Here is a 19,770-nt window from a genome sequence, read left to right as displayed (position 1 = left end):
CGTCCTCCGCTTCTCGGCACGTCGCTGCCCGCTTTCCTACCGGGCCGTGACGGCGAGTGTCAACACGCATCTTGACTGTAGTCGTCATGTGATTACTGTAGTCATCAACGTGCTCCGGAAGTGGAGGGATTCATGCCGAGGTTCTCCGAGGACCATGCCGGCCTCGTGCGTCAGCGATTCGAGGTTCCCGCCGAGCTGGCCGCCGCCGTCCGCAGCACCGCGGCCGCGCTGGGCCTCGAGCCGCACCGCCTCCTCGACGTGGCCTGGCTGCGCACCCGGTCGACGCTGACCGGGCAGCCTGACCTGCCGCCCGGCGCGTGGCGCTCCCTGCTGGCCGACGCCGAGACCCTGGCGGACGGCGAGCTCCTCGTCGGGGAGCAGGGCGACGGCTTCCAGGTCACCGTGACCGCCGGCATCGACCTGCTGCGTTCGGTGGATGCGACCCGGGTGGGCGAATACCTGCTGGGCGTCGCGTCCGCGATCACCGCCGACCCGGACGCCCCGCACGAACAGCACAGCCTGCTCACCGGCAAGGACGTGTGGCGGCAGCTGAACGTGCTGCGCGGCGAGATCCAGGAGCTGCCCGCGCTGCTGCCGCACCAGATTTTCGAGCAGCACGCGCGCCGTACGCCGGAGGCGGTCGCCGCGGTGCTCGGCGCGGACCGCTGGACCTATGCCGAGCTGGACGCCTACGCCAATGGCGTGGCCGCCCGGCTGCGCGCGGCGGGGCTGCGTGCGGGCGACGTCGCCGGCGTGGTCAGCGACCGGACCCTTCCCTGGGTCGCCGGCATCGTCGGGGTGCTCAAGGCCGGCGGGGTCTACCTGCCGATCGACCCGGCCTATCCGGACCGGCGGATCACCGAGATGCTGGAGCGCAGCGGGGCGCGGCACCTGCTCACTGACGGGCGGGCCGTCCCGGCCGACTGCCCGGCCGCCGTGCTGGAGCTGGCGGCGCCGCCCGCCCCGGCCGGCGCCCCGGTGGACATCGCCGCCGACGCACCCGCCTACATCTACTTCACGTCCGGCTCCACCGGCTCACCGAAGGGTGCGCTGTGCCGGCACGACGGCATGCTCAACCACCTGCTCGCCAAGGTCGACGATCTGGAGCTGACCGCGGCCGACGCGGTCTGCCAGAACGCGCCGCAGTGTTTCGACATCTCGCTGTGGCAGGTGCTCGCACCGCTCATGGTCGGCGGCCGCACCACGCTCCTGCCGCCCGCCGTGATCCTTGACATCGAGGGTTTCCTGGAGACCATCGCCCGGGAGCGCGTCACCGTGCTGCAGCTCGTGCCGTCGTACTTGGAAGTGCTGCTGGCCTATCTGGACGACCATCCAGGCCGAGGGCTCGCGCCGTTGCGGATGGTGTGCGTGACCGGGGAGGCGATTGCCCCGGCCCTGGTCCGGCGGTGGTTCGCCCGGTTCGACATCCCGATGGTCAACGCGTACGGGGCGACCGAGTGCTCGGACGACACCACGCACGAGGTGATGCGGACCGCGCCGGACCGCGACCCGGTGCCGGTCGGCCGCCCGGTGCAGAACGTCGACGCGTACATCCTCGACCCGAACGGCGGACTGGTGCCGTTCGGCGCGCCCGGCGAGATCGTCTTCTCCGGCATCTGCGTCGGCGCGGGCTACGTCAACGATCCCGAGCGCACCGCTGAAGTGTTCCGCCCCGACCCGTTCCGTCCCGGCCAGCGGATGTACCGCACCGGCGACTACGGGCGCTGGCTCTCCAACGGTCACCTGGAATTCCTGGGCCGGCGCGACGAGCAGGTCAAGATCAGCGGAATGCGGGTTGAGATCGGCGAGGTGGAGAACCATCTCCGCCGGGTGCCGGGCGTCCGCTCCGCCTGTGTGCTCGCCGTCCCGATCGGCTCCAGCAAGCGGCTCGCGGCGTTCTTCGCCTCCGCCGAGCCGATCCCCGAACTTCGCAAGACCCTCGCCGGCACGCTGCCCGCGCATATGGTGCCGGCCACCCTGCATCGCATCGACGAGCTGCCGCTCACCGAGAACGGCAAGGTCGACAAACGGGCGCTCACCTCGATCGCGGTGAACGCCATCGAGGCCGGCCCGGCCATGGTGCTGCTCAGCGAGCCGACCACCGCGACCCAGCGCAGGCTCGCCAATGCCTGGGCCGAGGTCCTCGGTATCCCGTTGGAGCACATCCGGCTCGGCGACAACTTCTTCGACCTGGGCGGCAACTCGCTCGCCGCGGTACGGCTCGTGGTCAAGCTGAACCCGCTGATCACGCTCACCGACCTCACCACCCACCCGGTGCTGCGTGATCTGGCAGCGGCGGTCTCCGGCACCTCGGCCGGGGGCCCGCCGCTGCGCCTGCTGCAGGCGCTGTCCGACCCGGACTCGCCGGGCGCGACCGTGGTCGGGATGCCGGATGCGGCCGGCAGCGCCCTCAACTTCCAGCCCCTCGCCGACGGCCTGCGGCGGCGCCGGATCGCGCTGTTCGCGCTCGAGCCGCCCGGGCACGACATGGCTCGCCCGGACGAGCAGTGCGCCGGCGTCGAGGAGATCGCGGCCCGGGTCGCCGACGAGATCCGCACCGCGGTGCCCGGACCGCTGATCGTGTGGGGGCACGGCGCCGGGGCCGCGGTCGCGATCGAGACCGCGCGGCTGCTTGCCCGGGCCGGCGCGCCGCCCACCCGGGTCTTCGTCGCCGCGGCCACCGCCGACCCGGCCGCACTCGACCGGATGCTCGCCGAGACCGAGACGCTGAGCGCCGCGGACATCCGGCACCGGCTGGCCGTCCGGTCAGCCTACACCGAGCTCGACGAGTGGCAGGAGGAGCGGGCCGCGCTCGTCGAACGGACCTACCGGCACGACATGCTCAGCGCCGGCCGCTATCTGCGCGAGGCCCGGCATCGGCTGCCCCTGCCGCTGGACGTGGTACTCGGTGAGCACGACGCCGGGCCGTACGCGGGCTGGGAGCGCATCGCCTCCGCCGCTCGTACCACCAAGCTGCCGGATGCCGGCCCGGCACCGTTCCGGTCCCGCCCGGAGGCGGTCGTCGAGCTCCTGCTCGACGCGATCCCGTCGGCCGCCGCATGACCGCCCGGCCCATCACCGGGCGGGTCACCGCCTCGCCCGCCAGGCTGCTGCACGAGCACACCCTCGGCCCGCAGTTCGCCCTGGAGTCCGAGCGCCTGTTCCCCGCCTACCTGCGCGTCGAACGCGTGCTGCTCGTTGAATACCTGCGGATGGGCGTGCTCAGCGAGGCCGAGGTGACCGCGGTGGCCGGGGCGCTGGACGAGCTCGCCGCGACCGACCTGGTCGCCGACCCCGACCGCAACCTCTCCGACATCAGCCTCGCCGTGGAACGCCTCGTCGATGCCGCCCCGGGCGGCGCACCACCCCGATGGCACCTGGACCGCAGCCGCAACGACGCCCAGGCCTGCGCCCAGCTGATGTACGGCCGCGACGAGCTGCTCGCCGTCGCGGACGGCCTGCACACCGCCATGCGGACCGCGCTCGACCAGGCCCGCGAGTCGGCGGACGTGCCGATGCCCGGATACACCCAGATGCAGGCCGCCCAGGTGGTCTCCCCAGGCTTCTACCTCGCCGCCCTCGTCGAGCACGGCCTGCGCACGCTGCGCCGGCTGCGCGGCACCTACGACGAGCTGAACCGCTGCCCGCTCGGGGCCGGCGCGATGAGCGGGCAGGAACTCGACTGGGACCGCGACGCGATGGCCCGCCTGCTCGGCTTCGCCGGTCCGCAACCGCACGCGCTGACCTCGGTGGCGTCGCGGGCATGGAGCCTGGAGACCGTCGGCGAGCTGTCCCACTTCGGTGTCGGGCTCAGCCGCTTCCTCACCGACCTGATGACCTGGGCCGGTGCCACCTGCGGCTTCGTCGTCCTGCCCGACGAACTCGCCGGCATCTCCGCCGCGATGCCACAGAAGCGTAACTACCCGGTGCTGGAACGGATTCGCGGGCGGACCGCACACCTGACCTCGGCCTATCAGGACCTGGTCCTGGGCCAGCGCAACACCCCGTACACCAACATGATCGAGGTCTCCAAGGAGTCAGCCCGGCAGCTGGACGACGCGTTCCGGGCGACCCGGTCGATCCTGGAGCTGCTCACCGCGGTGCTCACCGGGCTCAGCTGGCGACCGGAGGTGATGCGCGCGGCCTGTGACCGGGAATTCCTGGGCGGCATGACGCTGGCCAACCGGCTGACCGAGCACGCCGGGCTGCCGTGGCGGACCGCGCAGGTGGTCAGCGGGCGTTACATCGCCGGCCGGGTCGCCGCGGGTGCGGAACCGTCGGCGGTCGACGGTGCGGCGCTCGCTGCCCTCGCCGCCGAGGCGGGTGGGACGGTGACCGACCCGCAAGCTCTTGCCGGGGGCGCGCTGGACACCGATGGACAGTTCGCGGTGAAGCGGTCCGCGGGGTCGGCGTCGCCCGCGGCAACCCGGGCGCTGCTCGATGAGCAGGACGTCGCCCTGCGGGAGCTGGCCGGCGACTGGGCGCAACGACGCTCGGTGGTGGCCGCGACCGACGAGCGGATAGCCGCCGCGCTCACCGGGGCGGACGGACGGGTGGGTGCGCGGTGAGCACCGCGGCCCGGGCCGGCACCCGGGCGCCGACCGGCACGGGTGTCAGCTCCGCGTTCGGCACGTTCGGTGAGCTGCTCCAGGGTGTCCTGCCCGACGGGGTGGACTTCTTGGTCACATTGCCGATCGCGCGGTGGGCCACGGCCAGCTTCGAGACCCGCGCGGCGCCGGCCGTCGAGGTGCGGCCGGCACACAAGACCAAGGCGCACCAGCTGGTCACCGCGATGCTTGAGGCCTACGACGTACGGGTGGGTGGGCGGCTCACGCTCAGCGGGACGATCCCGGAGGGCAAGGGCCTGGCCAGCTCGTCAGCCGATCTGGTGGCGACCGCCCGGGCGGTCGCCAACGCGATCGGTGTACGCCTGACCGGCGGCGACATCGAGCGGTTCCTGCGCGACATCGAGCCCACCGACGGGGTGATGTATCCCGAGGTGGTCGCGTTCGAGCACCGGGTGGTCCGGCTGCGCGCCCGGCTCGGCCCGCTGCCCCCGCTCACCATCGTCGGCGTCGACGAGGGTGGCACGGTCGACACCATCGCCTTCAACCGCATTCCCAAGCCGTTCACCGCTGACGTCCGGGCGGAGTACGCCCGGCTCCTGGGCGACCTGGAAGCCGCGGTGCCGATGAACGATCTGGTCGCCCTCGGCCGGGTCGCGACCCGCAGCGCGTACCTCAACCAGGCTCTGCGTCCGAAGCGGACGCTGACCGCGATGGCCGCGGTCTGCGCCGAGGTGGGCGGGATCGGTCTCGCGGTGGCGCACAGCGGCACCGCGATCGGGATCCTGCTGCCGCATCAGGCGCCCGGCTACGAGCGCCGCCTCGACCTCGCCGTCCGCCGCTGTGCCGCGCTCGGCGACCAGGTCCTGCTCTACCACTCCCTCAGCGTCAACCCGACCTAGGAGGTCGCGTGCGATTCGACTCCGTCCTTGATGCCATCGGGCACACGCCGCTGGTCCGGCTCCGGACCGGTCGTGCCGAGGCGCACCTGCACGCCAAGCTGGAGCTGCAGAATCTGTTCGCGATGAAGGACCGGGTGGCCAAGCGGGTCGTGCTGCAGGCGCGGGCGGCCGGCCTGCTGCGCCCGGGCGACCCGATCGTGGAGAGCTCGTCCGGCACCATGGCGCTCGGGCTCGCGCTGGTCGGCGCAACCCTCGGGCACCCGGTGCACATCGTCACCGATCCGCGGATCGACACCACCACCCTCGCCAAGCTGCGCGCCCTCGGCTGCACGGTGCACGTCGTCGAGGCGATGGGCACGCACGGCTGGCAGAGCGCCCGGCTCGACCTGCTCGAGAAGCTGCGCACCGACCTGCCCGGCGCCTTCTGGCCGCGGCAGTACACCAACCCCCAGAACCCCTTGGCGTACGAGGCCCTCGCCGGTGAGCTGACCGCCGACCTGCCGCGCATCGACGTGCTGGTTGGCTCGGTCGGCAGCGGCGGGTCGTTGTGCGGCACCGCTCGGGCTCTGCGGGTGCGGCACCCGGGCCTGCGGGTGATCGCCGTGGACTGCGTGGGGAGCGCCCTGTTCGGCCAGCCGGACGTGCCGCGACGGCTGCAGAGCGGTCTGGGCAACAGCCTGCACCCGGAGAACCTGGACATGGCGCAGATCCAGGAGGTGCACTGGCTCAACGACCGGGAGGCGTTCCACGCGACCCGCCGGCTCGCCCGCGAGCAGCAGATCTTCGCGGGCAACTCGGCCGGCTCGGTCTATCACGTGATGCGCTGGGCGGGGAGCCGGCTGGGCCCGGAGACGCACGTGGTCGGCATCCTGCCCGACCGTGGCGACCGTTACGCCACCACCATCTACGACGACGCCTGGTGGGCCGCTAGGGGTCTGGACGACCTGCCGCTGGCGGACGAGCCGGACGAGGTCACGTACGGCACCCCGGTGTCCTCCTGGGCGTATGCGCCGGTGCGCGGCGAGCCCCGCCGGTACGTGGTGTTCGTCGAGGCCAACACGAGCGGGACCGGGGTGCTGGCGATGCACGAGGCCGCCGCGCTCGGGCTGTCACCGGTGCTGCTGACCGCTGACGCGGGCCGCTACGCGGGGCTGGCTGACGCGCCCGGCGAGGTCCAGGTCTGCGACACCGGCAGTGTGGATGCGCTGCGCGCCACGATCCGCGCCCGGTTCCGCGGTTCGGCTCCCACGGGCATCACCACCACCAGCGACTTCTATCTGGAGACCGTCGCCGCCCTGGCCCGCTGCCTCCACCTGCCCGGCGACGCGATCGAGGCGGTCGCCACCTGCCGGGACAAGACGCGTACCCGCGCGACGCTCACCCGGGCCGGGCTGCCTCAACCCCGGTATGCGGTCGTGCGCGACCCTCGCGAGGTCAACGCCGCGGTGTCCCGGGTAGGGCTGCCCTGCGTGGTGAAGCCGGCCACCGACTCCGGCTCGCACGGGGTGCGGCTCTGCGCCCGGACGGAGGACGCGGCGCGGCAGGCGACCGAGCTGCTCGCGATCACCCGCAACGTGCGAGGTCAGCACGTCGACCCGGTGGTGCTGGTCGAGGAGTACGTCGATGGTCCGGAGTGGAGCGTCGAGACGCTGGCCGACGACTCCGGGATCCGGGTCGTCGGGATCACCGAGAAGCATGTGGGACACGCTCCGTACTTCGTCGAGACCGGCCATCTCTTCCCCGCGCCGCTCGACACCGAGCGTGCCGACCTGGTGGCCTCCGCCGCGGTCCGCGCTCTGGAAGCGGCCGGCCTGCGGCGGGGCGTGGCGCACATCGAGATCCGGCTCGCCGGGATGACCCCGGTCGTCATCGAGATCAATCCGCGCCCGGCCGGTGGCATGATCCCCGAGCTGATCCGCCTCGCCTCCGGCACCAACCTGGTACGTGAGCAGATCCGGGCCAGCGTGGGCCTGCCCGCCGACCCGCCCGCGACCGCGGTCCGCAGCGCGGGCGTCGCGGTGCTCACCGCCGACCGGACAGGCCGCCTCACCGCGGTGACGGGGACCGCGGAGGCAGAACAGGTCCCGGGTGTCCGCGCGGTGCGGGTCGGCCGCGCGCCGGGCAGCGCCGTCAGCCCACCCCGCGATGCCTACGGACGGCTCGGCCACGTGATCGCGGACGGTGCCGGCCCGGCCGAGGTGCGCGCCGCTCTGGATGAGGCCGTACGCCGCATCCAGGTCGTGGTGGAGCCCGCCGCCGCGCCCGCCGAGGCGGTGGCCGCATGATCGAGATGCGCAGCGACACGTTCACCCTGCCGACCGCCGCGATGATCACCGCAATGGCCTCGGCCGAGCTCGGCGACGACGTCTACGGCGAGGACCCGACCGTGCGCCGGCTCGAGGAGGAGGCCGCCGCCCTGGTCGGCAAGGAGAGCGCCTGCCTCATGCCGAGCGGCACGATGGCCAACCTCTGCGCGCTGCTGGCGCAGGCCCCACGCGGCACCAAGGCGGTGGTCGGCAACGAGTCGGACATTTACCTCTACGAGGCGGGCGGCGCCGCGGTCTGTGGCGGTGTCGTCTACGCGCCGGTCGCCACCCGCCCGAACGGGGAGCTGGCCCTGGCCGACCTCGACGCTGAGTTTCCGGACGAGCCGGAGGATCCACAGTTCGCCCTACCCGCGGTGGTCTGCGTGGAGAACACCCACAACCGGTGCGGCGGCCGGGTGCTGGCCAAGGACTACCTCGACGAACTCCGCCACTTCGCCGACGCCCGGCGGGTCGCGCTGCACCTGGATGGTGCGCGGCTGTTCAACGCGGCGGTGGCGAGTGGCCGCAGCGCCGCCGACATCGCCGCGGTCGCGGACACCGTGCAGTTCTGCCTCTCCAAAGGACTGGGCGCCCCGGTCGGGTCGATCCTCGCCGGGTCGCACGACGTGCTGGTCCGGGCCCGGCGCCTCCGAAAGATGCTGGGCGGCGGGATGCGCCAGGCCGGGGTGCTGGCGGCCGCGGGCCGGCTCGCGCTCACCACGATGACCGACCGGCTCGCCGAGGACCACGAACATGCCCGCCGCCTGGCCGAGGGTCTCGCGGACATCCCCGGCGTGCTGATCGGGCTTGAGACGGTCGAGACCAACATCGTGCTGTTCCGGATCGCCCCGGAGCGGATGGGGTGGCAGCGGTTCGTCGACGAGGTGGGGGAGCAGGGCCTGGCGGTGGCGGGCTTCGGGCACGACCGCGTGCGTGCGGTGACTCATCACGGGATCGGCGCGGCCGAAGTGGACCGGGCGATCGGCGTGGTCGCCCGGGTGCTGGCCCGATGACGGCCGTGACGGTCGCTGTGGGCGCGGACCCCGCGGCGTGGATCCAAGCGTACCTGCCGGATATCCGTGACCGGCTGGTCGCCGACGGCGTGGTGCGCCTGAGCGGGGCGGCGGTGCGCTCGGCCGACGACGTGGCCGCGGCCGGGGACGCCCTCTTCGCGGCCGGTTGCCCGCGCCTGGAGCCGTTCGCCGCCCGCCCCGACGGGGCGGGACGGGTCGCCGCGGCCCCGGTGTGGCCCGCCGAGCGCGACATGTGCCCGCACAACGAGCAGGCGCACGCGTCGGTCTTCCCACGCACGCTGCTGCTCGCGATGCCGGAGGGAGCCGGCACGGACGGGGCCACGCTGCTTGCCGACGGCGCGGCCGTCTGGCGGGAGCTGGACACCCCGATTCGCGACCGCCTGGCCGAGCAGGGTTGGATGCTGGTCCGCAACTACCGGCCGTACGTCGGGATGCGCTGGACCGAAGCGCTCGGGGTGACCGATCCCGCAGAGGTGGTCGCGCACTGCGCTGCCGCCGGTGTTACCGCCTCGTGGGCAGGCGCCACGCTGCACACCCGGCAGCGGCGGCCCGCGTTCCGAACGCACCCGCTGACCGGGGTGCCGTGCTGGTTCAACCTGATCTGCTTCCTCAGCCAATGGAGTCTGCGCGACGAGGAGCGGGAGGTGCTGCTCGGCGCCTACGGCCCGGAGGGTCTGCCGTTCAACACCTTCTTCGGGGACGGCACGCCGATCGCGCAGCCGGAGTGGGCGCACCTGCAGGCCGTGGTGGACGCGTACACCGTCCGGCAGCGGTGGACCCCCGGAGATCTGCTGATCGTCGACAACATCCGCACCAGCCACGGCCGCACGGCGCACGACGGAACGTGGCCGCTGCTGGAGATGCAGGGCGATCGTGACCAGCACGCATCAGAGTGATGACTGTTGTCGTTGACTCTGGTAACTTCGCTGTCAACGCGTGAGGAGCAATGGCATGGACCGGTGGGTGAGTCACCCCGCGCCCCGACCCGAGGCCCCGATCAAACTGTTCTGCTTTCCCTATGCCGGGGGCGGAGCATCCGCCTTCCGGCAGTGGGCGCCACGACTGGCCGGCGCGGAGGTCGCGGCGGTGCAGCTGCCCGGCCGGGAGAACCGGCTCGGGGAGCGCCCGATCGACGCGATGGACCGGCTGGTCGACGCGCTGCGCAACGGGCTCGCCGCGCACCTCGACGACCGCCCGTTCGCGTTCTTCGGACACAGCATGGGCGCGCGCATCGCTTTCGCGCTCACGAAGCGGCTGCAGGGGGCCGGCGACCGCCTGCCGGTCCGCCTTTTTGCCTCGGCCAGCCCGGCGCCCTGGCTGCAGGTGCCCGAGACGGCCTGGCGTCAGTCCGACGACGAGCTGCTGGCCTGGCTCACCGGGCTGGGCGGCACCCCGCCCGAGGTGCTCGCCAGCCCCGACCTGATGCGCCTCATGCTGCCCACCATCCGGGCCGACCTCACGGTGGGCGCCACCTGGACCTACCGGCTCGACCAGCCGCTACCCATCGGGATCCGGGCGTTCGCCGGCACGGCCGACGAATATGCGACCCCCGAGCGGGCGCGAGCCTGGGCGCGGGAGACCGCCGCCGGTTGTGACGTCACTGTGCTCGACGGTGGGCATTTCTTCGTCCACGAGAAGGTGGGCGAGGTGCTCGACATCGTCGACAGCGACCTCTGCGCCGTGCTGGACGGAGCGCACAGATGACCGCCCCCAGCCCGGCTACCACGGTCATCGAGCACCCGGCGGAATGGCCGGTGCACGACGAGGAATCGGTCGCCCGGGTCACCGAGCTGGTCCGGCGCGGCCGGACCTTCGACTACCGGCACGGCCCGGAGATCCGCGAGATCGAGGGCCTCTTCGCCGACCACCTCGGCGGCCGGCACGCGCTCGCCGTCAACTCGGGCACCAGCGCGCTGCTGGCGGCCTACTACGCGCTCGGCCTCGGCCCCGGCGACGAGGTGTTGGTGCCGTCGCTGACGTTCCTGGCCACCGCGTCCCCGCTCTTCCTGCTCGGCGCGGCTCCGGTGCTCTGCGACAGCGCGGGACCGTCCGGCACAGTCACCGCGCGCACCCTGACCGAGCGGATCACCCCGCGCACCCGGGCCGTCGCGGTCACCCACCTCTTCGGCCACCCCGCCCCGATGGACGAGATCATGGCGCTGGCGCGTCGGCACGGCCTGCTGGTCGTGGAGGACTGCTCGCACGCGCACGGCTCCACCGTGGACGGACGTCCGGTGGGCAGCTGGGGTGACGCCGCGGTGTTCAGCATCGGCGGGCTCAAGCTGATCTCCGGCGGCATGGGCGGCATCCTGGCCACCCGGCAGACCCGCCACCACGAGCTGGCCTGCCTGCTTACCGCGTTCCGGCAGCGCAGCGAGGCCACCGTAAGGCTGCCCGATCTGCGCCCACTCGCCGACGTGGGGCTCGGAGGCAACCTACGGATCAGCCCGATCGCGGCGGTGCTGGCCGCGGGGCACATGCGACAGCTCGCGGAACTCGTGCGCGTCAAACGGGACAATGCCGGCCGCCTGCTGTCCGCCTTCGCCGGGTGGCCCGGCATCGAGGTCTCCGCGCCCGCCGCGGGGCACACGATGGGCGGCTGGTACGACATCGTCGTCGAGGTCGACCCGGACACCGCCGGCTTCGATCGCGACGAGCTGATCCGCCGGCTGCAGCAGCACGGCGTGCGTGCCCGGGTGCCGATGACCGGCCCGCTGCACCGCACATCCGTCTTCACCGGCGCCCGTCCGCCCACCTGGTCGCTCTACCCCGAACCTGTGCTGCGCGAATATTTCTCCTACCGCCCCGAGGACCTCCCGGTCAGCGCTGCCCTGCACGACCGCTGGGTGAGCCTGCCCGGCACCTTCCTCAACCAGCCGTGCGACGCCTTCCTGGCCGGCTACCGGGAGGCGATCGGGCACGCGCTCGCCGACGCCGGCGGTGCGGCATGACCGCCTCGACGCTCTACCTGGTCGCGCCGGACAGCCTGGCGAGCTGGTTCCCCTACTTCACCGACGGCCGGGCTGACGACCGGCATCTGCTGATCGGCGAACGGGCCGAGGCCGACCTGCCGGCCATCCGGGCCGCGCTGGCCGGGCACCGGCGGCCGGTCGCGGTCTTCCTGTCCAGCCACGACACCCTGATCCGCGACCGGGAGCTGGCTCGCACCCTCGCCGCCGACGGGCATCCCGTGGTGGTGCAGTCGGCGGTGGCCGCGCTGCTGGGCACCGACAAGGTGGCGATGAAGCGGTTCTTCGACCGGCACGGCTTCGCCACCGCGCCCTGGCGTTACGGCGCGGAGGGCACGCTCGCCGGCGGCCCGGGCGACCCGATGGTGGTCAAGGGCCGCAACAGCACGCAGAGCCGGGGCATCCGGCTGACCGGCACCGAGCCGGTCGGCGGCGACGTGTTCGGCGAGCAGTACCTCGACGGCGTCGAGTTCTCCGTGGTGGTGCACCGGATGCCGGGACGCTGCGTGACCTTCCCGCCGGTCTGGAAGGGCTCGACCTCGCCCCGGCTGGTCCCGCCCTGGCGACGGCAGCGGCTGTGCCCGGCCCCGGGCCTCGACCCGGCCCAGGAGGCGTGGCTTCGGCGGACCTCCGCGGCCATCGCGGAGGCCGCCGACGTCCGCGGGCACCTGGAGGTCGAGTTCCTGCTCACCCCGGACGGCGAGGGTCTGGTGCTCGAGGTCAACCCGCGGATCTGCGGGACGCTGCGGCTCGTCGCCATGGCCACCGGGGTCCCGGTGTTCTCCCTGCACCACGACTACCGGCTCGCCGACGTCCCCGCGATCGCGTACGCCGCCGAGGCACCCTACGACGGCGAGCCGTTCAACGACCCACGGACGGGGGTCTTCGCCACCTCGCGGCTGACCGTCGCGGCCGACACCCCCGAGGCCGCGGGCCTCGCCCTGGCCCGCCACGGTGGCGGGCCCGCACCCGGAGCCGACCCGTGGACGGCCGCCACCGCAACGCGTCTCATCAACTGACTGAGGAGCCCACATGAGCACCGACACGTCCGTGCACGACGGCGCCACCGAACCGGAGCCCGACGAGCCGCCCTCGCCGTCGCTCGCCCGGCACGGCGACTTCAACAAGCTCTGGCTGGGCCAGGCGATCTCGGCGTTCGGCAGCGAGATCACCACGCTGGCCCTGCCGCTGACCGCGATCATCTATCTGCAGGCCAGCGCGACCCAGCTCGGCATCATGTCGATGCTGCGGGAGCTCGCGTTCCTCGGTCCGATGCTGTTCTTCGGCGTGCTGGTCGATCGGATGCGCCGGCGCCCGCTGATGGTGACCGCCGACCTGGGCCGGTTCTTGCTGATCGGCATGATCCCGGTGCTCGCCTTCCTCGACTCGCTGACCATGATCGCGCTCTACGTCGCGGCCTTCGGCATCGGCTGTCTTTCGGTCATCTTCGACCTGGCCTACCGTTCGTATCTGCCCGGCATCGTCTCCCGCGAGCAGCTGATGGCCGGCAACAGCCGCCTGCAGGCGACCGACTCGCTCTCCCAGATCACCGGCCCGGGTCTCGCGGGTGTGCTCGTGCAGTTGATGCGGGCGCCGTTCGCGCTCGCCGTCGACGCGGTGTCCTTCCTGGTCTCCGCAGTCAGCATCATGGCCGTGCGGAAGAAGGAGCCGCCGATCGAGCGCGCCCCCGAGGACCTCGGCCGCGGCTGGCGCGGCGTCTTCGCCGACATCGGCGCGGGCCTGAAGATCACCCTGCGGCACCCGGTCATCCGTGCCCTGGCGGGCAACAGCGCCACGTTCAACTTCTTCTCGGTGCTCATGCTCACGCTTTTCGTCCTGTACGCGACCCGCGAGTTCAACCTCAGCCCGGCCGCGCTCGGCGCCATCTTCGCGGCGTTCGGTGTCGGTGGCCTACTCGGCGCGATGTCCCTGGGCACGCTGCTCGGCAAGCTGGGCTACGGCCGGCTGCTGATCTTCGTGTACATCCTCGCGGTCGTACCGATCATGGCCATCCCGGTCGTAGACGGCCCGCCGCTGGTCGCCGGCATCCTCTTCGGTGTCATCCACTTCATCGTCGGCTTCGGCATCGTCGGCTCCAACATCGCCGAGATGACGCTCCGGCAGCTGATCGTCCCGCAGAACATCCTGGGCCGGGTCAACGCCAGCTTCCGGTTCCTGATCGGCGGCCTGGTGCCGATCGCCGCGCTCATCGCGGGTCTGCTCGGCGACGGGATCGGCCTGCGGGCGACCCTGGTGGTCACCGCGGTGGGCATCCCGCTGTCGCTGGTCTGGCTGATCGCGTCGCCCATCCCGCGGCTGCGCACGGTCGAGGACGCCGAGCGGGTGGCGTCGTGAGCCGCCCCACGGTGCGGCCATCGTCCGACGGGGGCTGCGACCGCGGCTACGCGATGAGCCCGTGTCTGTGGGGAACAGACCCGGAGCCGCTGGTCGCCCGCCTCGCCGAGCTCACCGACCTAGCCGGCGCGCGGGTGCTCGACGCCGGCTGCGGGGAGGGCCGCAACGCGGTCCACCTGGCCCGGCAGGGCGCGCTCGTGGACGCCACCGACGTTTCCGAACTGGCCCTGCGCAACGCCGCCGCGGCCTGGCCGGACGAGCCGGGCATCACCTGGCGGCGAGCCGACTTGCTACTCGAGGAGCCGCCGGCTGAGGCGTACGACATCGTCGTCTTCGACAGCGTGGCGCACTGGCTGACCGGGCTCGACCGGGTGCGCGAGGCGGTGGACCGGCTTCGGCGGGCCACCCGCCCGGGCGGCTTCCACGTCGTCTGCTCGTTCAACGACCGGCACCAGGAACTCGAGAACCATGTGAACCCGCCGCGCTGTGTGCTGCCGCACACCACCCTGGTGGCGCTCTACCCGCAGCCGTGGCAGCTGGTCGAGGTGCATGACGACGACATCACCTCGTCGCACGCGGACCAGCCGATCCCGCACAACCACTCGGTGACCCGGTTCATCGCCCGGCGCCCGGTGGGGGAGGGGTGACCGCCGGCCCGGTCACGGCGGGCCTGCCGCTGTCCTTCCCGCAGGAACAGCTCTGGCTGCTGGAGAAGCTCGCGCCCGGCACCTACAACGAGGTCTGGGTGCTGCGCATCCGCGGCCCGCTGCGGCTGGACGCGTTGCAGGAGGCGCTCGACGGAGTGGTCGCACGCCACGAGGTGCTGCGGTCCACCTTCCACGTCGCCGACCAGGTGGCGGTCTGCCGGCCGCTGCCGCACCTGCGCCTCGCCCTGGGCGAGCCGGTCGACCTAGGTACGGTCGAGCCGGCCGAGCGCGACGCTATGGTCGCCGGCATCGTCGCCTCGGTCGCGGACCCGCCGTACGACCTGTCCACCGGGCCGCTGCTGCGCGCGGCGATGCTGCGCCACGACGCGGCCGAGCACGTGCTCGTGCTCGCCACCCACCACATGATCGCCGACGGGTGGTCGCTGCGAGTACTGCTCAACGAGTTGCTCGGCGCCTACGGCGACATCGTCGCGGGGCGGCCGGTGAGCTGGCCGGAGCTGCCGGCGCAGTACAGCGACTTCGCCCGCGAGCAGCGGGCGGAGGCCGGGGACGGCTCGCTCGCCGAGGAGGAGGCGTACTGGCGCGAGCAGCTCGCGGGCGTGACCACGGCGGTCCACCTCGGACCGTCGGTGATCCGCCCGCGGGTCAAGGCAGCGACCGGCCGGCGTACCCGGATCGACCTCCCCCCGGCCCTCGCGCCGAAGCTGCGTGCCTTCGCCGTCCGCACCCGCAGCACGCCCGCGGCCGTGCTGCTGACCGCGTTCGCCGTGGTCGTGCACCGCTACACCGGGCGCGACGACTTCCTGATCGGCACCGCGAACACCGGTCGCCCGGACGAGCAGTACGAACCGCTGATCGGCTTCTTCGCCAACACCCTGCCGTTGCGCCTGCGACCCGCGCCGGAGCAGACCTTCGCCGGCTTCCTGCGCCAGGTGATGGAGGTCAGCCTGGACGCGCTTGACCACGACCGGCTGCCGTTCGCGCGGTTGGTGGACGCGGTCGGGGCGAACCGGGACCGCAGCCTGAGCCCGCTCGTCCAGCTGACCTTCTCGCACGCCGAGACCGCCGCGACGACGATCACCGGCGCCGGGCTGACCGTCACCCAGAAGCATGTTCCCCGCGGCCGGTCCCGCTTCGACCTGGTGGTCGAGGCGCAAACCGACCCGGGCGCGATCACCTTCTGGGTCGAGCACGACGACGTGCTGCTGCCGCCCGGCTTCGTCCAGGGCCTGTTCGAGCACCTGCGCAACGTGGTGGCCGCGGTGCTCGAGGACGAGCACCTGCCGCTGGCCGCGATCCCGATGCTCACGGTCGCCGAGCGCGCCCGGGTCATCTTCGAGGTCCCGCCGCTCGGGGCGCCGTCCTCCGCCCGCGAGGTCGTACTCACCGACGGCGATCTGGTCGCCCCGACCGGCGTTCGTGGCCGGCTCGTCACCGTCAACCCGCGCCATGTACGCCTGGACGGTGACCGCCTGTGTACCACCGACGGCACCACGCTGCCCGCCGGCCCGGCGGAGTTGGGCCGCTACGAGCCCGACGGGGTCGTCACGAACCTCGGGCCGGCCGAGCGCCTGCCGGCGATCGGCGGGCTCACCGTCCCGCTCGACGAGGTCGCCGCCGCGCTGTCGGTGCACCCCGGGGTTCGCGCGGCGACCGTCACCACCGCCGGTCCCGCGGGTCCGGTCACCGCGCGGGTCGTCCCGGCCGGACCACTCCCGCCGGAAGTCGCAGAACTGAGCGCGTTCCTGCAGGCCCGCCTCCCGCGCTACTGCGTGCCGGACGAGATCATCGGGGCTGCCGCCGACGACCCGGGCGACGACCTGCTCGCCCTGGTCCGCGAGGTCTGGGCCACGGTGATCGACCGGTCCGAGGTGGACCCCGACGACGACTTCTTCGCGCTCGGCGGCCACTCGATGCTCGCCGCCCGCACCACCGACGAGCTGCGCCACCGGCTGGGCCGCCCGGTGCCGCTGCGCTGGCTGTTCGAGTGCCCGACCCCGCGCGAGCTGGCCCTGCGCCTGGCCCGCCCCGGCCCGGCCCGGCGGACCACTGAGGCCCCGCCGGCGCCGGTCGCGGCCGACCCGGCCGCGGGCGCCCCGCTGACCGCTGCCCAGTCGCAGATCTGGGTGCTGGACCGCCTCGCGCCCAGCAGACCGACCTACCACAGCCCGATCCGGGTTCGCATCGACGGCCCGCTCGACATCGGAGCGTTGCGCCGTGCCTTCGCCGCCGTGGTGGAGCGGCACGATGCGCTGCGTACCCTGATCCGGTTCGAGGTGGACCGTCCGGTGCAGTACCCCGGGTCCACCGGGCCCCGGCTGGAGACGGTGAACCTCGACGGGCTGCCGTCCGCCGAGAGGGCCGCCGAGATCGACCGACTGGCCCTGCGTCAGGTGTTGCGCCCGTTCGACCTGGCCACCGAGCCCGGGCTGCGCGCCACCCTGGTGCCCGGGCACGACCGGGCCGCGCATCTGTTGCTGCTGACGGTGCACCACATGGTGATGGACGGCGTCAGCTTCGAGGTGTTCAGCCGCGACCTGAGCGCCGCCTACAACGCCGTGGTCGTCGGCGGCGAACCACGGTTGCCGCACCTTCCGATGAGCTGGGGCGACTATGCGCGCTGGGAGATGCAGTGGGCGGCCGGACCGGAGCCGGAGGCGCTCCGCGACTACTGGAGCCGTCAGCTGCGCGACCTGCCCGTGTTCGACGTGCCGACCCCGCTGGTCCGACCGAGCTCGATCACCTTCGACGGCGCGCAGCGAAGCCTGCTGACCGAGCCGGGTACGGCCCGCCTGCTGCGCACCGCCGCCGCGGCGTTCCGGGTCAGCCCGTTCACCGTGCTCGCCACCGCCCAGGCCCTGGTTCTGGGCCGCCGGGCCGGGCAGGACGAGGGGGTGCTCGGGGCGGTGACCGACAACCGGCGGCTGCCCGGGGGATCCGGCTTGATCGGCTGCACCGTGAACACAGCCGTACTACGCCTGGACTGCCGCGGCGACCAGGCGGTGAGCTCGCTCTGGCAGGCCGCGCAACGGACGGTCACCGAGGCATACGCCCATCAGGGCCTGCCCTTCCCCGAGCTGGTCCGGGCCGCCGGGCAACCGCGGCTCCCGGGCCGCTTGCCGCTCTTCCAAGTCGGCACCGAGTGGCACGAGCCTGAGGCGACCGGGTGGGACCTGACCGGATGCCGCGCGGACTGGAGCTTCGGGGTGACCGGGACGGCGCGCAACGACCTCTACTTCACCACCTCGCCGCGCGGCGACCGGTTGGAGCTGGCCGTCGAGCTCAACACCAACCTTTGGACCGGGGAAGCGGCGACCGGCCTGCTCGAGGAGATCCGGGACGTCCTGACGGCGATGCTCGCCGACCCGAACGCGGCGGTCGCCACCGTGGGCCATTAGCCGAGTAGCCCGCCGATCGTCTCCTGCCAGCCGGCCACCGAGCGGCGCAGCGCGGTCACGTCCGGGCCGTGCCGGAGCACCCCGGTGGTGACCGTCATCAGCGCCCGCTCCGGGCAGCCCCGCAGCGGCGCGACCACCTCGGCGTCAGCGCGGTCCGCCCGGCCCAGGCCGGGCACCTCGAGCAGCGAGCGGGGCAACCGGCGGATCAGCTCGGCCGACTCGGGCTGCCGGGCGCCGATCAGCGCGCCGGCCGGTCCGATCCGGTGCCCTGCGGTGGCGTTCCACGCGGTGATCTCGTCGGCAACGCTCTCCGCGATGCTGCGGCCGTCCTCGCCCCGGCCGGTCTGCACCGGGCCGGCCGCGTGGTTGGACGTGCGGGCCAGCACGAAGACCACCGCGCCCAGCTGCTCCGCGCGCCGCAGCAACGGCGCGAACGTGCCGAAGCCCATGTACGGCACGGCGGTCATCGCGTCGCCGCCGAGCACGCTGCGCGGGCCGAGGTAGAAGTCGGCCCAGCTGTCCATGGTGTCGTCGGCGTCGCACAGCTTGGTGTCGAGCAGCACCAGCGCGCCCGCCTCCTGCGCCCGGTCGCGGAACTCGCGCAGCAGCGCGCTGCCGGCCGCCCCGAAGCGCAGGAAGAACGGCACCTGGACCTTGAACACCGCGACCCGGTCGGCGGCCGCGTCCAGCAGGATGCGGCACCAGCCGCGGGCGCCGGCGACGTCGTCGCCGAGCCCCCAGCGGCCCAGCCAGGCGGGAGAGGGTGCGACACCGAGGCAGAGCTGCCCATGACGAGTACGCAGCGCGGCCCATCGTTCGCCGAAGGCAACCGGGGTGGTGACGGTCATCGGGATGTTCCTTCCACGAGGCCTGCGAGCAGCCGCAGGTCATGGATCACCGGTACGTCGGCCGGCGCCGCGGTGTCGTCGCCCCGGGCCAGCCATACGCCGTGCAGCCCGGCCCGCACCGCGGCCCGGGCATCGTTGTCGACGTGGTCGCCGACGTAGAGGGTCCGCTGCGGGGCCGTGCCGAGGGCGGCGCAGGCGGTCCGGAAGATCTCCGGGTCGGGTTTCGCCCGCCCACCCGCGTCGTCGCAGCAGACCAGCACCTCCAACGCGTCGCGCAGGCCGGTGCGACGCAGCTTCGCATCCTGGTAGCGGTGGTTGCTGTTGCTCATCGCGCCGACCCGGTATCCGGCGCGGCGCAGATCGTCCAGGGCCGGGCGAGCGTCGTCATACGCCCGGAAGGCGGCGTCGCAGTGCTCGAGGTAGGCGCCGACCCAGGCGTCGGTCTCCTCGTCGGAAGCGCCGAGGGTGAGGCCGAACGTGGCGCAGAAGGCGCGGGCCCGGCTGCGGCGCTGCTCGGTGAAGCTGCACTCGCCGCGCAGGAAGCGTGGGAAGTGCTCGCGCTCCAGTGCTCGCCAGCAGGCGATGAGCTCGGCCGCCGTCGCCGTCTGGCCCGCGCCGAGGGCGCCCACGTGTGCCAGCAGGGCGCGTGCCGTCGCGTCGGAGAAGTCGACCAGGGTGTCGTCGACGTCGAACAGCACGCCGTCGACGTGGCGGCCGAGCGTCAC

The 19,770-nt window shown here is 73.1% G+C and carries 14 protein-coding genes; 12 read left to right on the top strand and 2 right to left on the bottom strand.

Annotated elements, in window-relative coordinates; genetic code table 11:
- The first annotated feature begins 132 nt into the window (after positions 1-132).
- Genes LXN57_RS36720 through LXN57_RS36665 form a run of 12 tightly spaced genes read left to right on the top strand, consistent with a single transcriptional unit; the run spans position 133 to position 18,197 of the window.
- Positions 133-3,063, top strand: a complete 2,931-nt coding sequence (locus LXN57_RS36720) for an amino acid adenylation domain-containing protein (RefSeq protein WP_251802823.1) — start codon at positions 133-135, stop codon at positions 3,061-3,063.
- On the top strand, positions 3,060-4,568 hold the full coding sequence (locus tag LXN57_RS36715) for an argininosuccinate lyase (protein ID WP_251802822.1): 1,509 nt from the start codon (positions 3,060-3,062) through the stop codon (positions 4,566-4,568). Before LXN57_RS36720 ends, LXN57_RS36715 begins: the two co-directional genes overlap by 4 nt.
- The gene (locus LXN57_RS36710) at positions 4,565-5,467 is read left to right on the top strand and encodes a GHMP family kinase ATP-binding protein (RefSeq protein WP_251802821.1); all 903 of its coding nucleotides are present in this window, start codon (positions 4,565-4,567) and stop codon (positions 5,465-5,467) included. The genes LXN57_RS36715 and LXN57_RS36710 overlap by 4 nt, the downstream gene beginning before the upstream one ends.
- 8 nt (positions 5,468-5,475) lie before the next feature.
- Positions 5,476-7,752 (top strand): pyridoxal-phosphate dependent enzyme, encoded by a 2,277-nt coding sequence (locus tag LXN57_RS36705; RefSeq protein WP_251802820.1) that lies wholly within the window; start codon positions 5,476-5,478, stop codon positions 7,750-7,752.
- Positions 7,749-8,786 (top strand): GntG family PLP-dependent aldolase, encoded by a 1,038-nt coding sequence (locus tag LXN57_RS36700; protein ID WP_251802819.1) that lies wholly within the window; start codon positions 7,749-7,751, stop codon positions 8,784-8,786. The genes LXN57_RS36705 and LXN57_RS36700 overlap by 4 nt, the downstream gene beginning before the upstream one ends.
- Entirely contained in the window at positions 8,783-9,703 is a 921-nt protein-coding gene (locus LXN57_RS36695) for a TauD/TfdA family dioxygenase (RefSeq protein WP_251802818.1), read from the top strand. The genes LXN57_RS36700 and LXN57_RS36695 overlap by 4 nt, the downstream gene beginning before the upstream one ends.
- A gap of 55 nt (positions 9,704-9,758) precedes the next feature.
- Positions 9,759-10,511: a thioesterase II family protein gene (locus LXN57_RS36690; protein ID WP_251802817.1), complete on the top strand. Its 753-nt coding sequence runs from the start codon at positions 9,759-9,761 to the stop codon at positions 10,509-10,511.
- Positions 10,508-11,758: a DegT/DnrJ/EryC1/StrS family aminotransferase gene (locus tag LXN57_RS36685; RefSeq protein ID WP_251802816.1), complete on the top strand. Its 1,251-nt coding sequence runs from the start codon at positions 10,508-10,510 to the stop codon at positions 11,756-11,758. The genes LXN57_RS36690 and LXN57_RS36685 overlap by 4 nt, the downstream gene beginning before the upstream one ends.
- Positions 11,755-12,795, top strand: coding sequence for an ATP-binding protein (locus LXN57_RS36680; RefSeq protein WP_251802815.1), 1,041 nt, complete (start codon positions 11,755-11,757; stop codon positions 12,793-12,795). Before LXN57_RS36685 ends, LXN57_RS36680 begins: the two co-directional genes overlap by 4 nt.
- A 13-nt stretch (positions 12,796-12,808) precedes the next feature.
- Positions 12,809-14,131 (top strand): MFS transporter, encoded by a 1,323-nt coding sequence (locus tag LXN57_RS36675; protein ID WP_251802814.1) that lies wholly within the window; start codon positions 12,809-12,811, stop codon positions 14,129-14,131.
- Positions 14,128-14,778, top strand: a complete 651-nt coding sequence (locus LXN57_RS36670; protein WP_251802813.1) for a class I SAM-dependent methyltransferase — start codon at positions 14,128-14,130, stop codon at positions 14,776-14,778. Before LXN57_RS36675 ends, LXN57_RS36670 begins: the two co-directional genes overlap by 4 nt.
- Positions 14,775-18,197, top strand: coding sequence for a condensation domain-containing protein (locus tag LXN57_RS36665; RefSeq protein WP_251802812.1), 3,423 nt, complete (start codon positions 14,775-14,777; stop codon positions 18,195-18,197). Before LXN57_RS36670 ends, LXN57_RS36665 begins: the two co-directional genes overlap by 4 nt.
- On the opposite strand, the gene pyrF is transcribed toward LXN57_RS36665, so the two are convergent.
- Positions 18,194-19,045, bottom strand: a complete 852-nt coding sequence (gene pyrF, locus LXN57_RS36660) for an orotidine-5'-phosphate decarboxylase (RefSeq protein WP_251802811.1) — start codon at positions 19,043-19,045, stop codon at positions 18,194-18,196. The two genes, LXN57_RS36665 and pyrF, sit on opposite strands and share 4 nt — an antisense overlap.
- On the bottom strand, positions 19,042-19,770 hold the full coding sequence (locus LXN57_RS36655) for an HAD family hydrolase (RefSeq protein ID WP_251802810.1): 729 nt from the start codon (positions 19,768-19,770) through the stop codon (positions 19,042-19,044). Before LXN57_RS36655 ends, pyrF begins: the two co-directional genes overlap by 4 nt.

It is taken from the genome of Paractinoplanes hotanensis (assembly GCF_023717965.1).
GTDB classification, from domain to species: domain Bacteria; phylum Actinomycetota; class Actinomycetes; order Mycobacteriales; family Micromonosporaceae; genus Actinoplanes; species Actinoplanes polyasparticus.
The sequence above is the reverse complement of the archived record's forward strand: the minus strand, read 5'-3'. Positions and strand labels throughout refer to the sequence as shown.

What these genes read in the sequence shown, in the direction of transcription:
- LXN57_RS36720 (WP_251802823.1), top strand. Translation starts at nt 133, where the DNA reads ATGCCGAGGTTCTCCGAGGACCATGCCGGCCTCGTGCGTCAGCGATTC.
- LXN57_RS36715 (WP_251802822.1), top strand. Translation starts at nt 3,060, where the DNA reads ATGACCGCCCGGCCCATCACCGGGCGGGTCACCGCCTCGCCCGCCAGG.
- LXN57_RS36700 (WP_251802819.1), top strand. Translation starts at nt 7,749, where the DNA reads ATGATCGAGATGCGCAGCGACACGTTCACCCTGCCGACCGCCGCGATG.
- LXN57_RS36695 (WP_251802818.1), top strand. Translation starts at nt 8,783, where the DNA reads ATGACGGCCGTGACGGTCGCTGTGGGCGCGGACCCCGCGGCGTGGATC.
- LXN57_RS36690 (WP_251802817.1), top strand. Translation starts at nt 9,759, where the DNA reads ATGGACCGGTGGGTGAGTCACCCCGCGCCCCGACCCGAGGCCCCGATC.
- LXN57_RS36685 (WP_251802816.1), top strand. Translation starts at nt 10,508, where the DNA reads ATGACCGCCCCCAGCCCGGCTACCACGGTCATCGAGCACCCGGCGGAA.
- LXN57_RS36680 (WP_251802815.1), top strand. Translation starts at nt 11,755, where the DNA reads ATGACCGCCTCGACGCTCTACCTGGTCGCGCCGGACAGCCTGGCGAGC.
- LXN57_RS36675 (WP_251802814.1), top strand. Translation starts at nt 12,809, where the DNA reads ATGAGCACCGACACGTCCGTGCACGACGGCGCCACCGAACCGGAGCCC.
- pyrF (WP_251802811.1), bottom strand. Translation starts at nt 19,045, where the DNA reads ATGACCGTCACCACCCCGGTTGCCTTCGGCGAACGATGGGCCGCGCTG.